We start from the raw sequence: 15,189 nt of genomic DNA on the forward strand, positions 1-15,189 counted from the left end.
CGCGCTCAGCCGACGTTGTTTTTGCGCAATGCACGTCGTTCGGCGAAGAAATCTTTCAGCAGCTGGCCGCAGGCGTCCGCCAGCATGCCGCCCTCCACTGCCGCGTGGTGGTTCAGCTGTTCGCTCGCGAACACATTGACAACCGAGCCGCAGGCGCCGGTCTTGGGATCGCTGGCGCCGTAAATGATGCGCGCCAGGCGGGCATGCATCATGGCGCCGGAACACATCACGCACGGCTCGAGCGTGACATACAGCTCGCAGCCCGGCAGGCGGTAGTTGCCCAACGCTTCGGCCGCGGCGCGCATGGCCACAATTTCGGCGTGGGCCGTCGGGTCATGGCGGCCGATCGGCTGGTTGTAGCCGCGGCCAATCACCACCCCGTCCCTGACCACCACGGCGCCGACCGGCACCTCGCCTTCGGCCCAGGCGCGGCGCGCTTCCAGCAGCGCCTCGCGCATGTACAGCTCATTCGACAATTTCGGCCCAGCAGTTAGGCGTTTCGTGCAGCACCAGCTTGTGCAGGTGCAGGCCGGTGCCGTAACGGTCCTTGAAGGCGGCCTTCAGGATGTCCCAGGCCACGGCGGCCAGGTTTTCCACCGTCGGGATGCGGTCGATCACCACCGTCTTGTGGTTGGGCAGCGAGGCCAGGAAATCCTTCACCGCGGCATCCTTCTCGTACACCAGGAAGGCGTGGTCCCAGACGTCCACCAGGTGTTCCTTGGCGATGGTCTTGACGTCGGAGAAGTCCATGATCATGCCGTTGTCGGAATTGCCTTCGGCGTCGATCACCTTGCCGGTCAGGGTGATTTCCAGGGTGTAGCGGTGGCCGTGCAGGTTGCGGCACTGGCTCTTGTGGTCCGGAATGCGATGGCCGGCATCGAATTCCAGCTTGCGGGTAATAGTCAGCATTGCTTATGGGATGTTCAACAGTTTATGGGTTTGCAGGCTCAGTTTCCATTTCGGATTGCGCTTGCAGGTCTCGATCGCCAGCGCGGTATTGAAGGCCGCCAGCGGGCCATCCATCGGCTGCACGAAGAAATTCTCGAAATCCAGGCCTTCGTAGGCGGCCAGGTCCTGGTCCTTTTGCGGGATCACGACCTTGATCTCATTGCCTTTGCCAACCACCAGCTTCGATCCCATTTTCGGGCTGACGCAGATCCAGTCCACGCCCGCCGGCACCTCGATGGTGCCATTGGTTTCGATGGCGATGGTAAAGCCTAGCGCGTGCATCGCCTCGATCAGCGGCGCATCGAGCTGCAGCAGCGGTTCGCCGCCGGTAAACACCACGTATTTGTGACCGTGGCCGGCCGGCCACAGGCTGTCGATCTCCTGCGCCAGCGCCGCCGGCGTGGCAAACTTGCCACCGCGCTCGCCATCGGTGCCAACGAAGTCGGTATCGCAGAACTGGCACACGGCGCTGGCGCGGTCCTGTTCGCGGCCCGTCCACAGGTTGCAGCCGGAAAAACGGCAAAACACGGCGGGCCGCCCGGCATGGGCGCCTTCGCCCTGCAGGGTGTAGAAAATTTCCTTGATGCTATAAGTCACGGGGTGAATCCACTGGTCGGCAACCCTACATTATAGCGCGTTTCACGAAACGAAACGGCTTTGCGTTTCGTCAACATTTGCCGCTGGCGGCAGCGGCACAATCAAGTTCCCGACGCAGTGAACAACAAACAGGGCCGCCGCCAAATGAATAGTCTGCTCAAGATCTCCCATCTGATGGAAGCACCCTCCCCCGACCAGCCGCAAGGCTTTGCGCTGAAGCTGATGGAACTGCTGGTCATTCCCACCTTTGTCCTCGATGCCCAGGGCCGGGTCATCATCTGGAACCGCGCCTGCGAACGCCTGACCGGCGTGCCGGCGCACGAGCTGCTGGGCACCAGCGGGCACTGGTGCGCCTTCTACGCCCAGCAGCGCCCCACCCTGGCCGACCTGGTGATTGCCGGGCGCACCGGCGAGATCCTCGACCTGTACGACGGCCAGTCGCGCGGCCCGGCCGGGGCCAAGGACAATCTGTGCGCGGAAAACTGGTGTGAAATGCCGCGCACGGCCGGCCGCCGCTACCTGGCCGCCGACGCCAGCCCGATCCACGACAGCGACGGGCAACTGGTAGCCGTGGTGGAAACCCTGCGCGACTTGACCGAGGAAAAGCAGGCCCAGATCGCGCTCGAGCAGCTGGCCACGCGCGACGGCCTGACCGGCCTGGCCAACCGGCGCTGCTTCGACCACACCCTGCTGGCCGAATGGCAGCGCGCCCTGCGCCAGGCACAGCCGCTGTCATTGCTGATGGTCGACGTCGACAACTTCAAGCAGTACAACGACGCCTACGGCCATGTCGGCGGCGACGACTGCCTGAAGCGCATCGCGGCGGCGGTGGCCGGCGAAATGCGCGCCAACGACCTGGTGGCGCGCTATGGCGGCGAGGAATTTGCCGTGATCCTGCCCAACCAGTCGCTGAAGGGCGCCGCCATCGTGGCCGAGCGGATCCGCTGCCGGGTCGAGGCGCTGCGCCTGCCCAATGCCGGCGCCGCCCAGCACTATGTCACGGTCAGTATCGGCGCCGCCACGGCCATCGCCTCGCACGAGCACCAGCCGGCGCAACTGGTGGCCACTGCCGACGCCGCGCTGTACCGCGCCAAACACATGGGCCGCAACCGTATCAGCCTGCCTGGCACATAGCGCCGGCGCCGCCGCCCAGGCTGGCGCGGTTGCGGCCGGCGCGCTTGGCTTCATACAAGGCCTTGTCGGCCGCCTCCAGCAGCTGCGCCGGCGCCACGCCGGCGCCCGGCGCGAGCGAGCACAGGCCGGCGCTGATGGTGACGTGGGGCGCCACCGGCGAGGCCGCATGCGGCAGCTTGAGCGCCGCCACATGCTCGCAGATCCAGGTGCCGTAGCGCAGCACCTCGTCTTCGCAGCTATTGGGCAGCAGCACCACGAATTCCTCGCCGCCGTAGCGCGCCACCAGTTCGCCCGGGCGCCGGGTGCACTGCGCCAGCGCCTGCGCCACGGCGCGCAGGCATTCGTCGCCCAGCTGGTGGCCGTAGTGGTCGTTGTACAGCTTGAAGTGGTCGACGTCGACCAGCGCCACGCCCAGCGCCGCGCCCTGGCGCCGGTGGCGCGCCAGCTCGAGCGCGATCTGCTCGTCGAAATAGCGCCGGTTGTGCAGGCCGGTCAGGCCATCCTTGTGCGCCAGCGTATCGAGGCTGGCCAGCGCCGCCTGCAGCCGCAAATGGGTGCGCACCCTGGCTTGCACCACCGGTCCGCTGAGCGGCTTGGTGATGAAATCGACGGCGCCGGCGTCAAGGCAGGCAATCTCGCTTTCCACGCCGCTGCTGGCGGTGACGAAAATCACCGGGCAATGCCGCAGGTCGGGATCGGCCATGATGCGCTCGCACACGGCAAAGCCGTCCATGCTCTTCATCTGCAGGTCAAGCAAGATCAGTTGCGGGCGCTGGGCGCGGGCAATTTCCAGCCCCGCCATGCCGTTGGTGGCAAACAGCACGCGCGCCTGCTCGCGCAGCATGGCGCTCATCAGGCGGATGGTGTCGGGGTTGTCGTCGATGATCAGGATGGTGCTTTCCATGCTTCCTCGCTCAAGACATCGAGCGCGGTACCGAAGTCCAGCGCTTCAATGGCGGTTTCCAGTTGGGCTGCCGCGTCGTCGCCGCGCTGGCTGGCCAGTTGCGGGCGCAGTTGGCGAAACTGCACCAGCGCGTCCAGGTCTTGCCGGCGCAGCATGTCGGCCAGGGTCTGCATGGCCGCCTGCAGGTCTTGCTGCACGGCGGCGGCAGGCGCCGGCCCTTGCTGCGCCAGCCAGTGCGCGGCCGCCTGCAAGGTGGCCGACAAGGCCAGCTGGGCGGCGTCGAAACGGGCCGCGATGGCTGCCGCGTCGCCGCTGCGCAAGGCCGCTTCGGCCGCCAGCGTGGCGTCGGCAAACTGGCGCGCGCCCAGGCTGCCGACGCCGCCGCGCAAGGCGTGCAGCGCCGCCATCGCCGCCGCCGCGTCGCCTTCCTGCCAGCGCGCCCGGGCGCCATCGAACTCGCCTTGCGACTGGCGCAGCACGCGCTCGACCAGCGCGACGATATTCTGGCGCTGCGGGCCGTGGCCGATCATGGCCAGCAGCTTGCGGATGGCAAATACGCCGGGCAACTGGTCGGCGTCGCCCGCTGCGGCCGGCCCTGGCTGCGGCGGCTGCGCCGGCTGTGGTGGCGGCGCCGGCGTTGCCGGCACGGCTGCCTGGCGCGCCGCGGCCGCGGCGCCGAGGTGGGCGGCAATGCTGGCCAGCATCTGGGTGTAATCGACCGGCTTGGGAATGAAGCCGTCCATGCCGCATTCCTGGCACCTGGCCTGCTCGGTATCGAGCACGCCCGCGCTCATGGCCAGGATCGGCAGCTTCAGCCCCATCTGTTCGCGCACGATGCGCGTTGCCTCGAAGCCGTCCATCACCGGCATCTGCACATCCATCAGCACCAGGTCGAAGGCGCCCGGGTCGTCGCGCAGCAGGTCCACCGCCTGGCGGCCGTGTTCGGCGACCGTCAGCAGCGCCCCGGTCGGCTCCAGCACGCCGCGCGCCACCACCTGGTTGGTCGGGTTGTCTTCCACCAGCAGGATGCGGGCGCCGCGCAGCACGCTGGCGTAGGCTTCCTGCGCCTTCGGCGAGCCCGGCGCCACGCCGTCCTGCTGGCGCAAGCCTTGCAGCAGCAGGTACATTGCTGCGGGCAGCACCGGCTTGGCCAGCGCCGCCGTCTCGCCCGGCAGCGAGTTGCGGTCCAGGCTGCGGTTCAGGGCCACCAGGCACATGCCGGCAAACGCGGCGCAGCCTTGCGCATCGAGCAGCACGGAATCGACCAGCGCCACGTCCCAGCCGGCGCCGCTCGATGCCGGCGCCGCCGCATGCGCTTCCACCACGCAGCCCCAGCGCCGCAGCTGCCCTTCCAGGTAGTGCAGGGTCGGCACGTGGTCGTCCACCAGCAGCACGCGCAGGCCGGCCAGGGCGGTCCCTTGCGCCTGCTCCATGCGCTGGCGCCGCGCCACCTGCAGCGGCACCGAGACCACGAACTCGCTGCCGCGCCCGGCCTCGCTGCTGACGGTGATGGTGCCGCCCATCAGCTGCACCAGCTGCTGCGAAATCGACAGGCCAAGGCCGGTGCCGCCAAAGCGGCGCGCGGTCGAGGTGTCGGCCTGCTCGAAAGGATTGAACAGGCGCCCCAGCTGTTCGCCGCTCATGCCGATGCCGCTGTCGCTCACCACCAGCTGCAGGATTTCCATCGAACTGCCGGGCGCACTGCTGCCGATATGCACCCGCACCTCGCCTTCGGCGGTGAACTTGATGGCATTGCCGACCAGGTTCAGCGCCACCTGGCGCAGCCGCTGCAAGTCGCCCACCAGGCCTTGCGCCAGGTCCGGGTCGAGCGTCAGCAGCAGGTCGAGGCGCTTGCCGACGCTGGCCGACTGCATGGCTGCCGCCACCGCCTCGGCCAGCTCGTCGACCTGGAACGGCGCCGCCACCACCGTCAGCTTGCCGGCCTCGATCTTGGACAGGTCGAGGATGTCGTTGACCAGGGCCAGCAGCGCGCTGCCGGAGGCGCGGATCAGGCGCACGTATTCCTGCTGCTCGGCGCTAAGCGGCGTGCGCTCCAGCAGTTGCCCGATGCCCAGCACGGCATTCATCGGCGTGCGGATCTCGTGGCTCATATTGGCCAGGAAGGCGCTCTTGGCGCGGCTTGCCTCCTGCTGCTGCAGTTCGGCCTTCTTGCGCGCCGTGATGTCCAGCGCCACGATGTGAAAGCCGCACACCTCGCCCTGCACATCGGTGTCGGGGATGTAGTCGGTCATGAAGTGGCGCTGCCAGCCGGCGCGCTCGGTATCGGTTTCGAAGTGCACCCGCTCGCCGCGCAGCGCCGCCTCGACCTGCGGCGCGATCGGCCGGTACAGCGCTTCGCCCAGCACTTCCTGCATGCTGCGCCCGATCATGGCGGCCGGATCGATCCCCAGCAGGGTGTGGTAGCCGCGGTTGGCAAAGCGGAACACCTGGTCCTGGTCGACATAGCCGATGGCCGCCGGATTGTGGTCGGCCACCGTGCGCAGGAAGCGCTCCTTGTCGGCCAGCTCCAGCTGGGCGCTGGCCAGCGCCGACAGCTGTTCGGCCGCCGCCTCTTCGCTGCGCCGGCTCTGCGTGGCGTCCGTGACAAACACCGCGTACGCCGCCGCGCCGTCCAGCACATGGGGCGCTAGCGTCAATTCGGCATCGAAGCGGGCGCCGTCGCGGCGCCAGCCGGCCAGCGCCACGGGCTGGCCCACGCTGCCGTCGGCCAGGCTGGCCAGCAGGGCGCTGCTCACCTGCAGCAGCTGCTCGACCGGCTGGCCCAGCACCTCGGCGCGCTGCCAGCCGAAGATCTCGCTGGCGCGCGCGTTCCAGTCGCTGACCAGGCCCGCGCCGCTCAGGCCAAGGAAGGCTTGCTGGGTCGCCGCCAGCATCGCCTGGCGCCGCAATTCGGCTGCGCGCCCCTGCTCCTGCGCCCGCGCCAGGTCGGCCTGGCATTGCGCCAGCTGCAGCTGCAGCGCCGCCTGTTGCCCGGCCAGCTGCCGCGCCTGCTCCTGCTGGCGCTCCAGCACGTCATGGCAGGCGGCGCGCAGGCCGTCCAGTTCGCGGAAGCTGCCGGCCAGCGCCGGCAGCGCGCCTGGCGCCGCCGCATCCACCGCGCGCAAGGCGGCAGCCGCCTGCTGCAGCGGCTGCTGCAGGGCGCGCGCCGTGCGCCAGCCCAGCAGGGCAAACAGCACGGCCAGCGCCGCCCCGCCCAGCGCAACCCCGGCTTGCAGGCGCCGCACCCCGGCCAGGGCCAGGGCGCTGTCCTGGCGCACCAGCACCGTCCAGCCCAATCCCGGATAGCCGTCGTAGCCGCGGGTGCGCGCGTATCCCACCAGGTAGTGGCGGCCGTCGGCCCAGCGCTCTTCCACATAGCCGGCATGCTGCAGCCGGGCCTGCGCCAGGGCGGCGCCCGGCGCCGGTTGCTCCAGCAAACCGTCCGGACCGGCCAGCACCTTGCCGCTGCGCCCGACCACCAGCACCTGCTCTCCCAGCAGTTCGCGCGCCCAGTTCCAGTGCAGCTGTACGCCCAGCACCCCGGCCGGGCGGCTGGCCCCGTCATACAAGGGGAAAGCCAGGTCAAGCACGCGCAGCGCGCGGCTGCCATTGGCCGGCAACAGCCGCCCCAGCAAGGGTTCGGCGTGCACATCGTGCACATACACGCCGCTTGGGGCGTCGGCCCACCATGGCTGGCGCGAGAGGTCGGCGCCTTCCAGCAGGCCGCCGGTGGCAACGGTGACTTTGCCGGCCGCGTCGGCCAGGCCAATCCAGGCATACAGGGGATAGGTGCGCTGTACATCTTCCAGCAGCTGGCGGCGCTGCGCCACGCTCGCTTGGCCGGCGCGGCGCGCCAGCAACTGCACTTCGCGGTAACGCTCGAACATGGCCGCGTCGAGCTGGTCGGCACTGGCGGCAGCGCGCTGCGCCAAGCCCTGGCCGATGCTGCGCTTGAACTCTTCGCCCGCGCGCCAGCCCAGCAGGGCCACCGTGAGCAAGCTCAGCAACAGGACCGCGCTCGCCAGCAGGCCGGCCAGCACCGTCCCCAGGCCCGCCGGGCCTTTGGGGTATCGCCGCGAGGCAGGTGCAGGCAAGGCTTCGTCTGGCATGGCGGCTCCGCTTCTCCGAAGCCCCGAGTATAACCGACTCTCCCGCGAAAAGTTGCCAGAAAGTCTTGCCCAAACCGCCTTGCTTAATGCACTTTACGGCGCGCGCGCGCCTTCTGCGCCTTGGTTTCGCCGTGCTCGCGGCGCTGCTTGTTCACGATGCGCGCCGCCACTTCCTCTTCGCGGCCGGGGTAGCGGTGTTCCTGCTTGAACTCCTGCTTGAGTTCCTTGTATTCGCGTTCCCGCTTCTGGCTCGATCCTCTTGGCATGACAGGCCTCCTTGTTTCAGGTCCGGTCCCTATGCTAGCCAGGCTTTGCCGGGCACAGCGCACAGAAGGCGAGCGCCGCATGCCAGACCGCCATGCCAGGGCGGCCTGGCTGGCCGGCTTGCCCGCCGCAGCGCTGCCTGCAAGCGCGCTGCGGGCGCAGGCAGCACACCGTCAGCCAAGCCCGGCGCGGCATCGACGCCATCAGCGATGCGGTCCACGCCATCGCCAGCGGCAACCACGACTTGCCGGCGCGCACCGGGCGCCAGGCCGCCCAACTGCTGCGCACTGTGGACGCGGCACAACAACTGGCCCAGGCGCTGCGCCGCAACGCCGGCCATGGCGCGCACCGCATCCACGACATCATCGGCGTGATCGACGGCATCGCTTTCCAGAGCAGTCTCCTGGCGCTGAGCGCGGCAGTGGAAGCGGTGCGCGCCGGCGACCAGGGCGCGGCTTTGCCGTCGTGGCCAGCGCGGTGCGCAGCCTGGCCCAGCGCAGCTGCGCGGCCGCGCAGGCAATCCGCCAGCTGATCGGCGATACGGCAGCCAAGGCCGCCCACGGCAACCAGCTGGCGCGAGCGACCGGGCACACGATGGAACAACTGGTGGGATCGGTGCAGCAGGTGGCCGGCCCGGTGCAGGGCATCACGGCCGGCGCTTCGGCCACCATGCTGGAGCAGGCGCGCCGCCTGGCTCAGCTCATGGGCAGCCAGGGCGCCAGTGCACAGCGGCAGCGCGCCTTGGCGCTGCCCTGATCAAAACTGCTCGACCCAGGCCGCCAGCTGCGCCGGCGTCAGGGCAGCGTCGGCCTGCACCAGGCGGCATTCGACGCCCTGCGCGCTGCCGCCCATGTGCAGCGCCGCGCCGCGCTTGCCCAGCCACAGCAGGCAGGCCAGCCAGAAGGCGTGCTGCGACGACACCGCTGCGCTGGTCGGCGTTTCCAGGAATTCGGTGAGCTGGGACGCCTGCAGGAACAGGGCGTGGCCGGCGTCGACCGCACGGAAGGTCGGGCCGAAGGCTTCCGCCAGCAGCGCAAAGACGTGCGCCGGGTCGGCGTCGGCGTAGCGCTGCTCCAGCTCTTGCAGGTGGTCGCGCACGGCGCAGCCGAAGGCGGCGCTGCGGAAAGCTTCCGAGCTGATCAGGTCGGAATGGTCCAGCATCAGCCAGTCCGGTTCCGGCGGCGTCATGCCCGCGCTCAGGGCGCCCGCCAGGTAGCTTTCCACCGGCACGAAGGATGGCCCGGCCGACAGGCTCGCCGCCAGCGTGTACAGGGTGCCGATGCGGCTGGCCACGGCCTGTTTCTGGCGCACCAGCAGCTTTTCGCGCAGCAGTTGCGAGTGTTCCTTTTGCAGCTTGGCCAGGGCCAGCGCCTGTTTCAGCTCCATGCGCAGCGCGGCGATATCCCACGGTTTCTGGATATAGCGGTGGATCTGGCCCTGGTTGACCGCGTCGACCGTGTGCTCCAGTTCCGAGTAGGCGGTGGTCAGGATGCGCACGATATGCGGGTAGCGGTCCCACGCATAGAACAGCAGCTCGTTGCCATAGGCGCCGGGCATGCGCTGGTCCGACACCAGCACCGCGATCTCATCGGCATGTTCGTCGAGCATGCGCTTGCCCTCCTCCACCGACTCGGCCACGTGGACCGGCGCCAGCGAGCCCAGGGCGCGCTGGAAATATTTGAGGGCGGTCGCCTCGTCGTCGACGTAAAGTATCGCCGGCGTTTGTTTGGTCGCTTGTTCTGTCATGCTCGTTCCTTCTCTAACTCCGGGAAATTCATGGTGACGGTGGTGCTGCAACCCTGTTCCGACTGCACCCGCAGGTGGCCGCCGAACGATTGCATCACGCGGTTGCAAAAGATCAGCCCCCAGCCGCTGCCGCCTTCCTTGCCGTGCATGGACACCGGGTCCAGCAGCAGGCGGTTCAGCAGCGCCGGCGCAATGCCCGGGCCGTTGTCCTGCACGATGATATACGGGCGCTCGGCGACGCCAACGGTAATGCTGATGCGCGGCGCGGGCCGGCCCTGCAGCGCGCGCAGCGCATTACTCAGCAGCGAAGACAGCACCAGCGCCACGCAGTTGGGCGCAGCGCGCACGGTAAAGTCGGCCTGCACCTCCACCTCGATCGCCTCGCGCTGGCCGGGCGCCAGCGGGTAGACGCCCAAGAGGGCGGCGACCAGTTGCCGGGCACTGCTGCTGGCGCCGCGTGCGGCCGGCACCACGCTGGCGCGCTTGACCGATTCGACGAAGGAAGCCAGCACCGACAGGCAGTAGCGCGCATTGTCGTGCATATGCGCCGCAGCGTTGCCGATCTCGGCTTTAAGCGGCAGGCCGCTGTCTTCCGCCTGGCCGCCGACGCGGCGCTGGATGTTGCGCGCGAAGTTGGCGATGGTGGCCAGCGGGGTATTCAGTTCATGTGCCAGGAAAGACACCGTTTCCTCGATGGCCAGCAGGCTTTGGCGGCGCATGGCGCGCTCGCGCGCGTGGGCGCTGGCCAGGCGCAGCGCTTCGCGCACGGTGTTGGCGTCCAGCGGCTTTTCCAGGATGCGGAAGATGTCGCCGCCGTTGATGGTCTCGAGCAGCACCTCCTTGTCGGCATAGGCCGTCACCAGGATGCGCACCAGGTGCGGGTAGTCGCGTTCGACCTGGCGCAGCAGCTCGGCGCCGACCCGGCCCGGCATGCGGTAGTCGGTCACCAGCACCTCGACGTCGCTGTCGGGCCGGGCCAGGATTTCCAGCGCCTCGTCCACACCGGGCGCGGTCAGGACGGTGAAGTCGTTTTCCACCGCGCGCGCAAAATACTTGCGCGCCAGTTCCTCGTCGTCCACGTACAGCACGGTCGCTGGCTGGCTGCGCGCGCTCATTTTTCGCCTCCGCTCACGCGCGGCAGGTCGAACGTGAAGCGGGTCCATTCGCCAGGCACGCTCTCGGCCAAGAGCAGGCCGCCGTGGCGCTGGATCACGCTGTAGCAGATCGACAGCCCCAGGCCCAGGCCCTGGCCCACTTCACGCGTGGTAAAGAAGGGCTCGAACACGCGGCCGATATTTTCCGGCGCAATGCCCGGGCCGTTGTCGCGCACCGTGATCTGCAGCCGCTCGCCGCGCGCTTCGGCGTAGACATCGATGGCCGGTCCTTGCGTGGCACCCTTGCGCATGGCCAGCGCCGCATTGCTGAGCAGGTTGATCAGCACGCCGATGATGGCGGCCTCGTCGCCGCGCACCAGGGTATCGGGCTGCAGGTGGCGGTTGACCTTGATGCCCTTGATCTCATGGCCGACCAGGCGCACCGACGACTCCAGCGCGCGCTCGAACAGGAATTGCGCGCTTTCGTGATCGGTGCCGGACTTGCGGTAGGCAAAGGTCTTCAGGTCGGACACGATGTACTGCACGCGCTGCATGCCCGATTTGGCGTCGGTCAGGCATTCGTGCAGCACTTCGCTGCTCTTGGCGGCCGGCTCTTCCAGTGCGATATCGATCGCCATCATGCAGAAGTTGACCGGATTGTTCACCTCGTGCAGCAGGCCGGCCGCCAGCGTGCCCAGCGCCGCCATCTTCTCCTGCTGCAGCATCTGGCCCTTGATTTCGGCCAGGCTGCGGTTGTTCGCTTCGAGCTGGGCGTTCTTGTCGGCCAGCTCCGCCTTGAGCTGGAACAGGTTGAAGCGCGCCTGCTCGTTATAGTAGGTGCAGACCGCGCTGGCGATGGCGCTAAAGGCCAGCAGCAGCGAATTGACGGCAAAGGCGCCGCCCACCGGCGCCTGGCCCTCGTGCACCCAGCAGGCCGCCGCGTACAGCAGGTAGGTCAGCAGGCCGAGCGTCAGGTTTTGCCACATGCGGAAGGCAAAAGCGATGGCCGAGGCGAACACGCCCAGGTTCAGGCCCGCATAGTAGATCGAGGCCGCGCCTTCGGTGACGGCAATCATCCAGGCGATCATGATCTGCGGCAGCATCAGCCAGGCGAAACTCATCGCCTCCACATGGCGCGCGCCCCAGGGCCGGCGCATCAGGCCGATAATGCCGAGGATGGCCAGCGACACCAGCACGCGCGCCAGCGTGAATTGGCCCAGGTGCTCGGGGTAGAGGCTGAAATCGAGGCCGATCCCCAGCAGCACCAGGCCGATCGCGGTCCAGGCGCCGCCGCGGCTAAAGCGCAGGCGGTAGGCGCGCAAGTCGGACTCGTACGCCGTATGCAGGTGCAGGTTCACGTAAGGGGCCGGTCCGGTCATGGCAGCGACGCTTCGGCAAACACATTGACGCCGGTCGCATCGACATAGGTGCTGCGTTCGCGCGACTGGGGCGGCAGCAGTTGCCCCATCTTGGCTTCGTCGCGGTAGATCAGGTACCACTCCAGCAGGTGCTCCATGCCCGGCCGTTCCGGGTTGCTGCTGTGGACGTTGGTCACCAGCAGGCGCCCGCCGCGCTTCATGCAAGAGGCGAAATAGCCCAGCAGGCGGCTGCACACCTTGTCCGACAGGTAGTCGAACAGGCCGGCGCAATACACCACGTCGAAATCGGCGCCCAGCTGCGGACCGTCGACGCGCCGTTTCAGCAGATTGTGCACCGAATCCTGCACGAAGCGGATGTCCGGCTGGCGCGCCAGGCCGGCGCTAATGCCGCCCAGCTGGCCGCGCGTCCAGGCCAGCGTCTCTTCGCTGAAGTCGACCAGTTCGAACGACAGCCAGTGCGGCTCGTCGTACTCGCGCAGGAAGCGCTGGATTTCCTGGGCCGGGCCACAACCCACGTTCAGCACGCGGAACGGGCGTCCGACGCGGCGCGCCGCGTCGGCATGGCGTTTCAGGAAATCGACCAGGATATCGATGCGGTTGCGGTGCGCCACCGCCACGGCCGTCTGCAGGAAGGCGGCATTGACGATCTGGAAGTAGGTGCTCGGGCCCTGGCGCGGGTCGCCCAGGATCTGGTTGACCATCTGGTAGTCGCCGGCGTAGCCGAGCGGCTTGCTGAAGGTGCGGAACACGAACGGCGCGCGCAGGATCAGCGGATGCAGCGCGCCCTGGGCAAAGGCGCGGTGGGCGGCGGCAGCGTCCTGCTCGACCAGCCCGGCTTCCTTGTTCAAGTCGTCGAAATAGCGGCGCACGCGCCCGATCAGGGGCTCGGCCAGCTCGGCGAACACGTCGGCGCGCAGGCGGCCGTTCTCTTTGGGCAGCGAGTCGGACAGGTCGACCTGTTCCACCCAGCGCGCCACCTCGGCCAGGTAGGCGCGCGATTCGTTGACGGCAATCTGGTAATCGCGGCGGATGCGGAAACGCTCGTCCCAGTCCAGCACGAACTTGCTCGCTTCGCGGCCCACGGCACCTGGCAGCATGACCACCTCGCTCAGTTCACGCCATTCGTCGATCAGGGTCACCGAGACCACCGCCGTCAGCCCGGTGTTGACCATGCTGATCACCACCGCCTTGCCGATATAGGCGTTGGCCGTGCCCATGCGCACCGTCAGTTCGCTCAGCACCTCGCTGACCTGCACGATGGAATACGGGTTATACACTTCCATCACCAGCGACTTGCGCTGCAGCGTCACGATGGTGCCGCGGACGGCTTCACCTTGCGTGTTCAGGAAACTGACGACCGGATCGATTTGCGCCTGTGAATACACTTTTTTTCGGAACTTAAATGGTTGCCGTGAATTAAATCGAGTGTACTGACTTGTAGCCCAAATCGCAACGTTTCCCAGGGAAGAATTGCCTGACGATTAGTAGGGATTATTCTAATGACAAGTGCAGCCGGCACCAAAAGTACGCTGCCGCACAGACGCGACCATTTCCTGGTGTCAAACTGGCGCCGAGGACTTGGAGAACATGATGAAGCAGCCACGCCAGCAAAGTCCCGCCGAACTGGAGCGGGCTGAATTCCACGAACGGTTTGCGCGCAGTTTTGCCGATCCGCGCTTCGATGGCCTGCGCGACGCGGTGGCCGCGCTGGAAGAACTGGCCTGGCGCCATTACTGCGAACAGCGCCGGCCGCCGGCGCCGCATTAAGCGTTGGCCGCCAGCAGTTCCAGGCGCTGCGCCAGGCGCGCCGCCATCTGGGCCGGCGTGAAGCCGGCATAGCGGTTGGCCACCCCGCGCGCCGCCATCAGGGTGCGCCCATCCATCAGCAGGCTGCGCACCACGCCGCGCCAGTCCACCGTCCCCGGCAAACGGCCGCCATTGACTGCCACCCCCGCCTGCTCCAGGCGCGCCGCCAGCAGGTAGCGTTCGAGCTGGGTCGGCAGCAGCAGCATGGGCACCGCCGCCAGCAGCGCATGCGTGATGCTGCCTTCGCCGGCCTGGCTCACGCACAGGCGCGATTCGGCCAGCGCCGCGGCCAGGTCGACCGGACCGCGCGCATAGGCCAGGCTGGTGGCGTGCACCGGCGGCACCGCCCCGGCCGCCACTTCCGGCTGGTAGCACAGCACGCGGCAGCCTTCCATCACCAGCGCATGCAGCACCGCCACGTGGGCCGGGTGCTCCTGGCGCAGGTAGGCGAACACCTTGTGGCCGTGGCCGGGCGGCCATTGCGGCGCTTCGCCGGACGGCGCCACGAAGGCCGGCCCGTACCACTGCTCGCGCTCGGGCGGGCGGCCGTAATGGTCCAGTTCGGGCCAGGCGCACAGGAAATGCTGGCGCCCCAGCAGCGCATCGGCCGCCTGCACATACGGCACGCCGCCGTGGTGCACCAGCACCGTGTTCATCACTTTCAGGGTGTGCAGCTCGGCGGCGGCAAGGCGCTGCAAATCCATTGCCTCCCAGGGCCGGAAGTTGGGCAGGGGCTGGCCCGGCGGCGGCAAGGTGAAGCCGGCGCCCACCGCTGCCGAGGGAATGTCCAGAGTGCGCGCCGCCAGCAGGGCCGTCGGCGCGAACTCGGCCACCACCACGTCCGGCTTCAGCAATTGCAGCACTGAACGCCAGCCGCGCACCAGCGCATCGAGCGCCTGCGCTTCGCGGTAGCCGGAGGCGAGCATGATCTCGGCCAGGCTGGCCGCATGCTGCCCGGCACCGGCGCCGTGCAGCCAGAGCGGCGCCTGCAGCATCGTTACATCGAGCGCGCCCAGCAGGCGGCGCGCCTGCCCCAGGTCGCGCAGCGACAGGCTGACCGCATGGCCGCGTGCCAGCAGGGCTTGCGCAATGACCCGCAAGCGTGCCGCATGGGCGGGATCCCCGCCAAGTTCCCAAGCCAGGTGAAAGTGCGCCATTCTCAGTTCACCGGGCTAAGTGTCATTGCATTTTTCACATTATTTCCAAAT

Annotated in this window: 13 protein-coding genes and 1 pseudogene; 3 read left to right on the forward strand and 11 right to left on the reverse strand. The window is 68.2% G+C overall.

From position 1 onward, the window contains the following. Window positions 1-5: 5 nt before the first annotated feature. The 3 genes from tadA to queE are packed head-to-tail and all read right to left on the reverse strand — an operon-like array spanning window position 6 to window position 1,545. A complete protein-coding gene (gene tadA / locus ACWBU6_RS16375) occupies window positions 6-458 on the reverse strand; it encodes a tRNA adenosine(34) deaminase TadA (protein WP_452644476.1) in 453 nt (150 codons plus the stop codon). Between the two features lie 7 nt (window positions 459-465). Next, a complete protein-coding gene (gene queD, locus ACWBU6_RS16380) occupies window positions 466-909 on the reverse strand; it encodes a 6-carboxytetrahydropterin synthase QueD (protein ID WP_452644477.1) in 444 nt (147 codons plus the stop codon). A gap of 3 nt (window positions 910-912) precedes the next feature. Continuing rightward, entirely contained in the window at window positions 913-1,545 is a 633-nt protein-coding gene (gene queE / locus ACWBU6_RS16385; RefSeq protein ID WP_452644478.1) for a 7-carboxy-7-deazaguanine synthase, read from the reverse strand. Between the two features lie 144 nt (window positions 1,546-1,689). On the opposite strand from queE, the gene ACWBU6_RS16390 reads away from it, so the two are divergent. Further along, entirely contained in the window at window positions 1,690-2,679 is a 990-nt protein-coding gene (locus tag ACWBU6_RS16390) for a diguanylate cyclase (RefSeq protein WP_452644479.1), read from the forward strand. Here ACWBU6_RS16390 and ACWBU6_RS16395 read toward each other — a convergent pair. The 3 genes from ACWBU6_RS16395 to ACWBU6_RS16405 form a co-directional block, all read right to left on the reverse strand. Further along, on the reverse strand, window positions 2,660-3,583 hold the full coding sequence (locus ACWBU6_RS16395) for a diguanylate cyclase domain-containing protein (RefSeq protein WP_452644480.1): 924 nt from the start codon (window positions 3,581-3,583) through the stop codon (window positions 2,660-2,662). The two genes, ACWBU6_RS16390 and ACWBU6_RS16395, sit on opposite strands and share 20 nt — an antisense overlap. Continuing rightward, the gene (locus ACWBU6_RS16400; protein WP_452644481.1) at window positions 3,565-7,692 is read right to left on the reverse strand and encodes an ATP-binding protein; all 4,128 of its coding nucleotides are present in this window, start codon (window positions 7,690-7,692) and stop codon (window positions 3,565-3,567) included. Before ACWBU6_RS16400 ends, ACWBU6_RS16395 begins: the two co-directional genes overlap by 19 nt. Before the next feature lie 83 nt (window positions 7,693-7,775). Beyond that, the gene (locus tag ACWBU6_RS16405; RefSeq protein WP_452644482.1) at window positions 7,776-7,958 is read right to left on the reverse strand and encodes a hypothetical protein; all 183 of its coding nucleotides are present in this window, start codon (window positions 7,956-7,958) and stop codon (window positions 7,776-7,778) included. A gap of 92 nt (window positions 7,959-8,050) precedes the next feature. On the opposite strand from ACWBU6_RS16405, the pseudogene ACWBU6_RS16410 reads away from it, so the two are divergent. After that, window positions 8,051-8,712 (forward strand): annotated as a pseudogene (locus ACWBU6_RS16410) (methyl-accepting chemotaxis protein). On the opposite strand, the gene ACWBU6_RS16415 reads toward ACWBU6_RS16410, so the two are convergent. Genes ACWBU6_RS16415 through ACWBU6_RS16430 form a run of 4 tightly spaced genes read right to left on the reverse strand, consistent with a single transcriptional unit; the run spans window position 8,713 to window position 13,560 of the window. Beyond that, entirely contained in the window at window positions 8,713-9,702 is a 990-nt protein-coding gene (locus ACWBU6_RS16415; protein WP_452644483.1) for a response regulator, read from the reverse strand. It lies immediately after the preceding pseudogene. After that, on the reverse strand, window positions 9,699-10,817 hold the full coding sequence (locus ACWBU6_RS16420) for a hybrid sensor histidine kinase/response regulator (RefSeq protein WP_452644484.1): 1,119 nt from the start codon (window positions 10,815-10,817) through the stop codon (window positions 9,699-9,701). Before ACWBU6_RS16420 ends, ACWBU6_RS16415 begins: the two co-directional genes overlap by 4 nt. Further along, window positions 10,814-12,175, reverse strand: a complete 1,362-nt coding sequence (locus ACWBU6_RS16425; protein ID WP_452644485.1) for a sensor histidine kinase — start codon at window positions 12,173-12,175, stop codon at window positions 10,814-10,816. Before ACWBU6_RS16425 ends, ACWBU6_RS16420 begins: the two co-directional genes overlap by 4 nt. After that, a complete protein-coding gene (locus ACWBU6_RS16430) occupies window positions 12,172-13,560 on the reverse strand; it encodes a class I SAM-dependent methyltransferase (protein ID WP_452644486.1) in 1,389 nt (462 codons plus the stop codon). Before ACWBU6_RS16430 ends, ACWBU6_RS16425 begins: the two co-directional genes overlap by 4 nt. 202 nt (window positions 13,561-13,762) lie before the next feature. Between ACWBU6_RS16430 and ACWBU6_RS16435 the strand changes: the two genes are divergently transcribed. Further along, window positions 13,763-13,942, forward strand: coding sequence for a hypothetical protein (locus ACWBU6_RS16435; RefSeq protein ID WP_452644487.1), 180 nt, complete (start codon window positions 13,763-13,765; stop codon window positions 13,940-13,942). On the opposite strand, the gene ACWBU6_RS16440 is transcribed toward ACWBU6_RS16435, so the two are convergent. Beyond that, window positions 13,939-15,138 carry a hypothetical protein gene (locus ACWBU6_RS16440; protein ID WP_452644488.1) on the reverse strand — a complete coding sequence of 400 codons (1,200 nt, stop codon included), beginning with the start codon at window positions 15,136-15,138 and terminating at the stop codon, window positions 13,939-13,941. The genes ACWBU6_RS16435 and ACWBU6_RS16440 overlap by 4 nt on opposite strands. Between the last annotated feature and the right edge of the window lie 51 nt (window positions 15,139-15,189).

It is taken from the genome of Pseudoduganella sp. HUAS MS19, assembly GCF_053615455.1.

Bases quoted from the DNA above. Each gene is read 5' to 3' on its own strand.
- tadA (WP_452644476.1), bottom strand. From the start codon at position 458: ATGCGCGAGGCGCTGCTGGAAGCGCGCCGCGCCTGGGCCGAAGGCGAG.
- ACWBU6_RS16440 (WP_452644488.1), bottom strand. From the start codon at position 15,138: ATGGCGCACTTTCACCTGGCTTGGGAACTTGGCGGGGATCCCGCCCAT.
- ACWBU6_RS16420 (WP_452644484.1), bottom strand. From the start codon at position 10,817: ATGAGCGCGCGCAGCCAGCCAGCGACCGTGCTGTACGTGGACGACGAG.
- ACWBU6_RS16405 (WP_452644482.1), bottom strand. From the start codon at position 7,958: ATGCCAAGAGGATCGAGCCAGAAGCGGGAACGCGAATACAAGGAACTC.
- ACWBU6_RS16435 (WP_452644487.1), top strand. From the start codon at position 13,763: ATGATGAAGCAGCCACGCCAGCAAAGTCCCGCCGAACTGGAGCGGGCT.
- ACWBU6_RS16395 (WP_452644480.1), bottom strand. From the start codon at position 3,583: ATGGAAAGCACCATCCTGATCATCGACGACAACCCCGACACCATCCGC.
- ACWBU6_RS16425 (WP_452644485.1), bottom strand. From the start codon at position 12,175: ATGACCGGACCGGCCCCTTACGTGAACCTGCACCTGCATACGGCGTAC.
- ACWBU6_RS16415 (WP_452644483.1), bottom strand. From the start codon at position 9,702: ATGACAGAACAAGCGACCAAACAAACGCCGGCGATACTTTACGTCGAC.
- ACWBU6_RS16390 (WP_452644479.1), top strand. From the start codon at position 1,690: ATGAATAGTCTGCTCAAGATCTCCCATCTGATGGAAGCACCCTCCCCC.
- queD (WP_452644477.1), bottom strand. From the start codon at position 909: ATGCTGACTATTACCCGCAAGCTGGAATTCGATGCCGGCCATCGCATT.
- ACWBU6_RS16400 (WP_452644481.1), bottom strand. From the start codon at position 7,692: ATGCCAGACGAAGCCTTGCCTGCACCTGCCTCGCGGCGATACCCCAAA.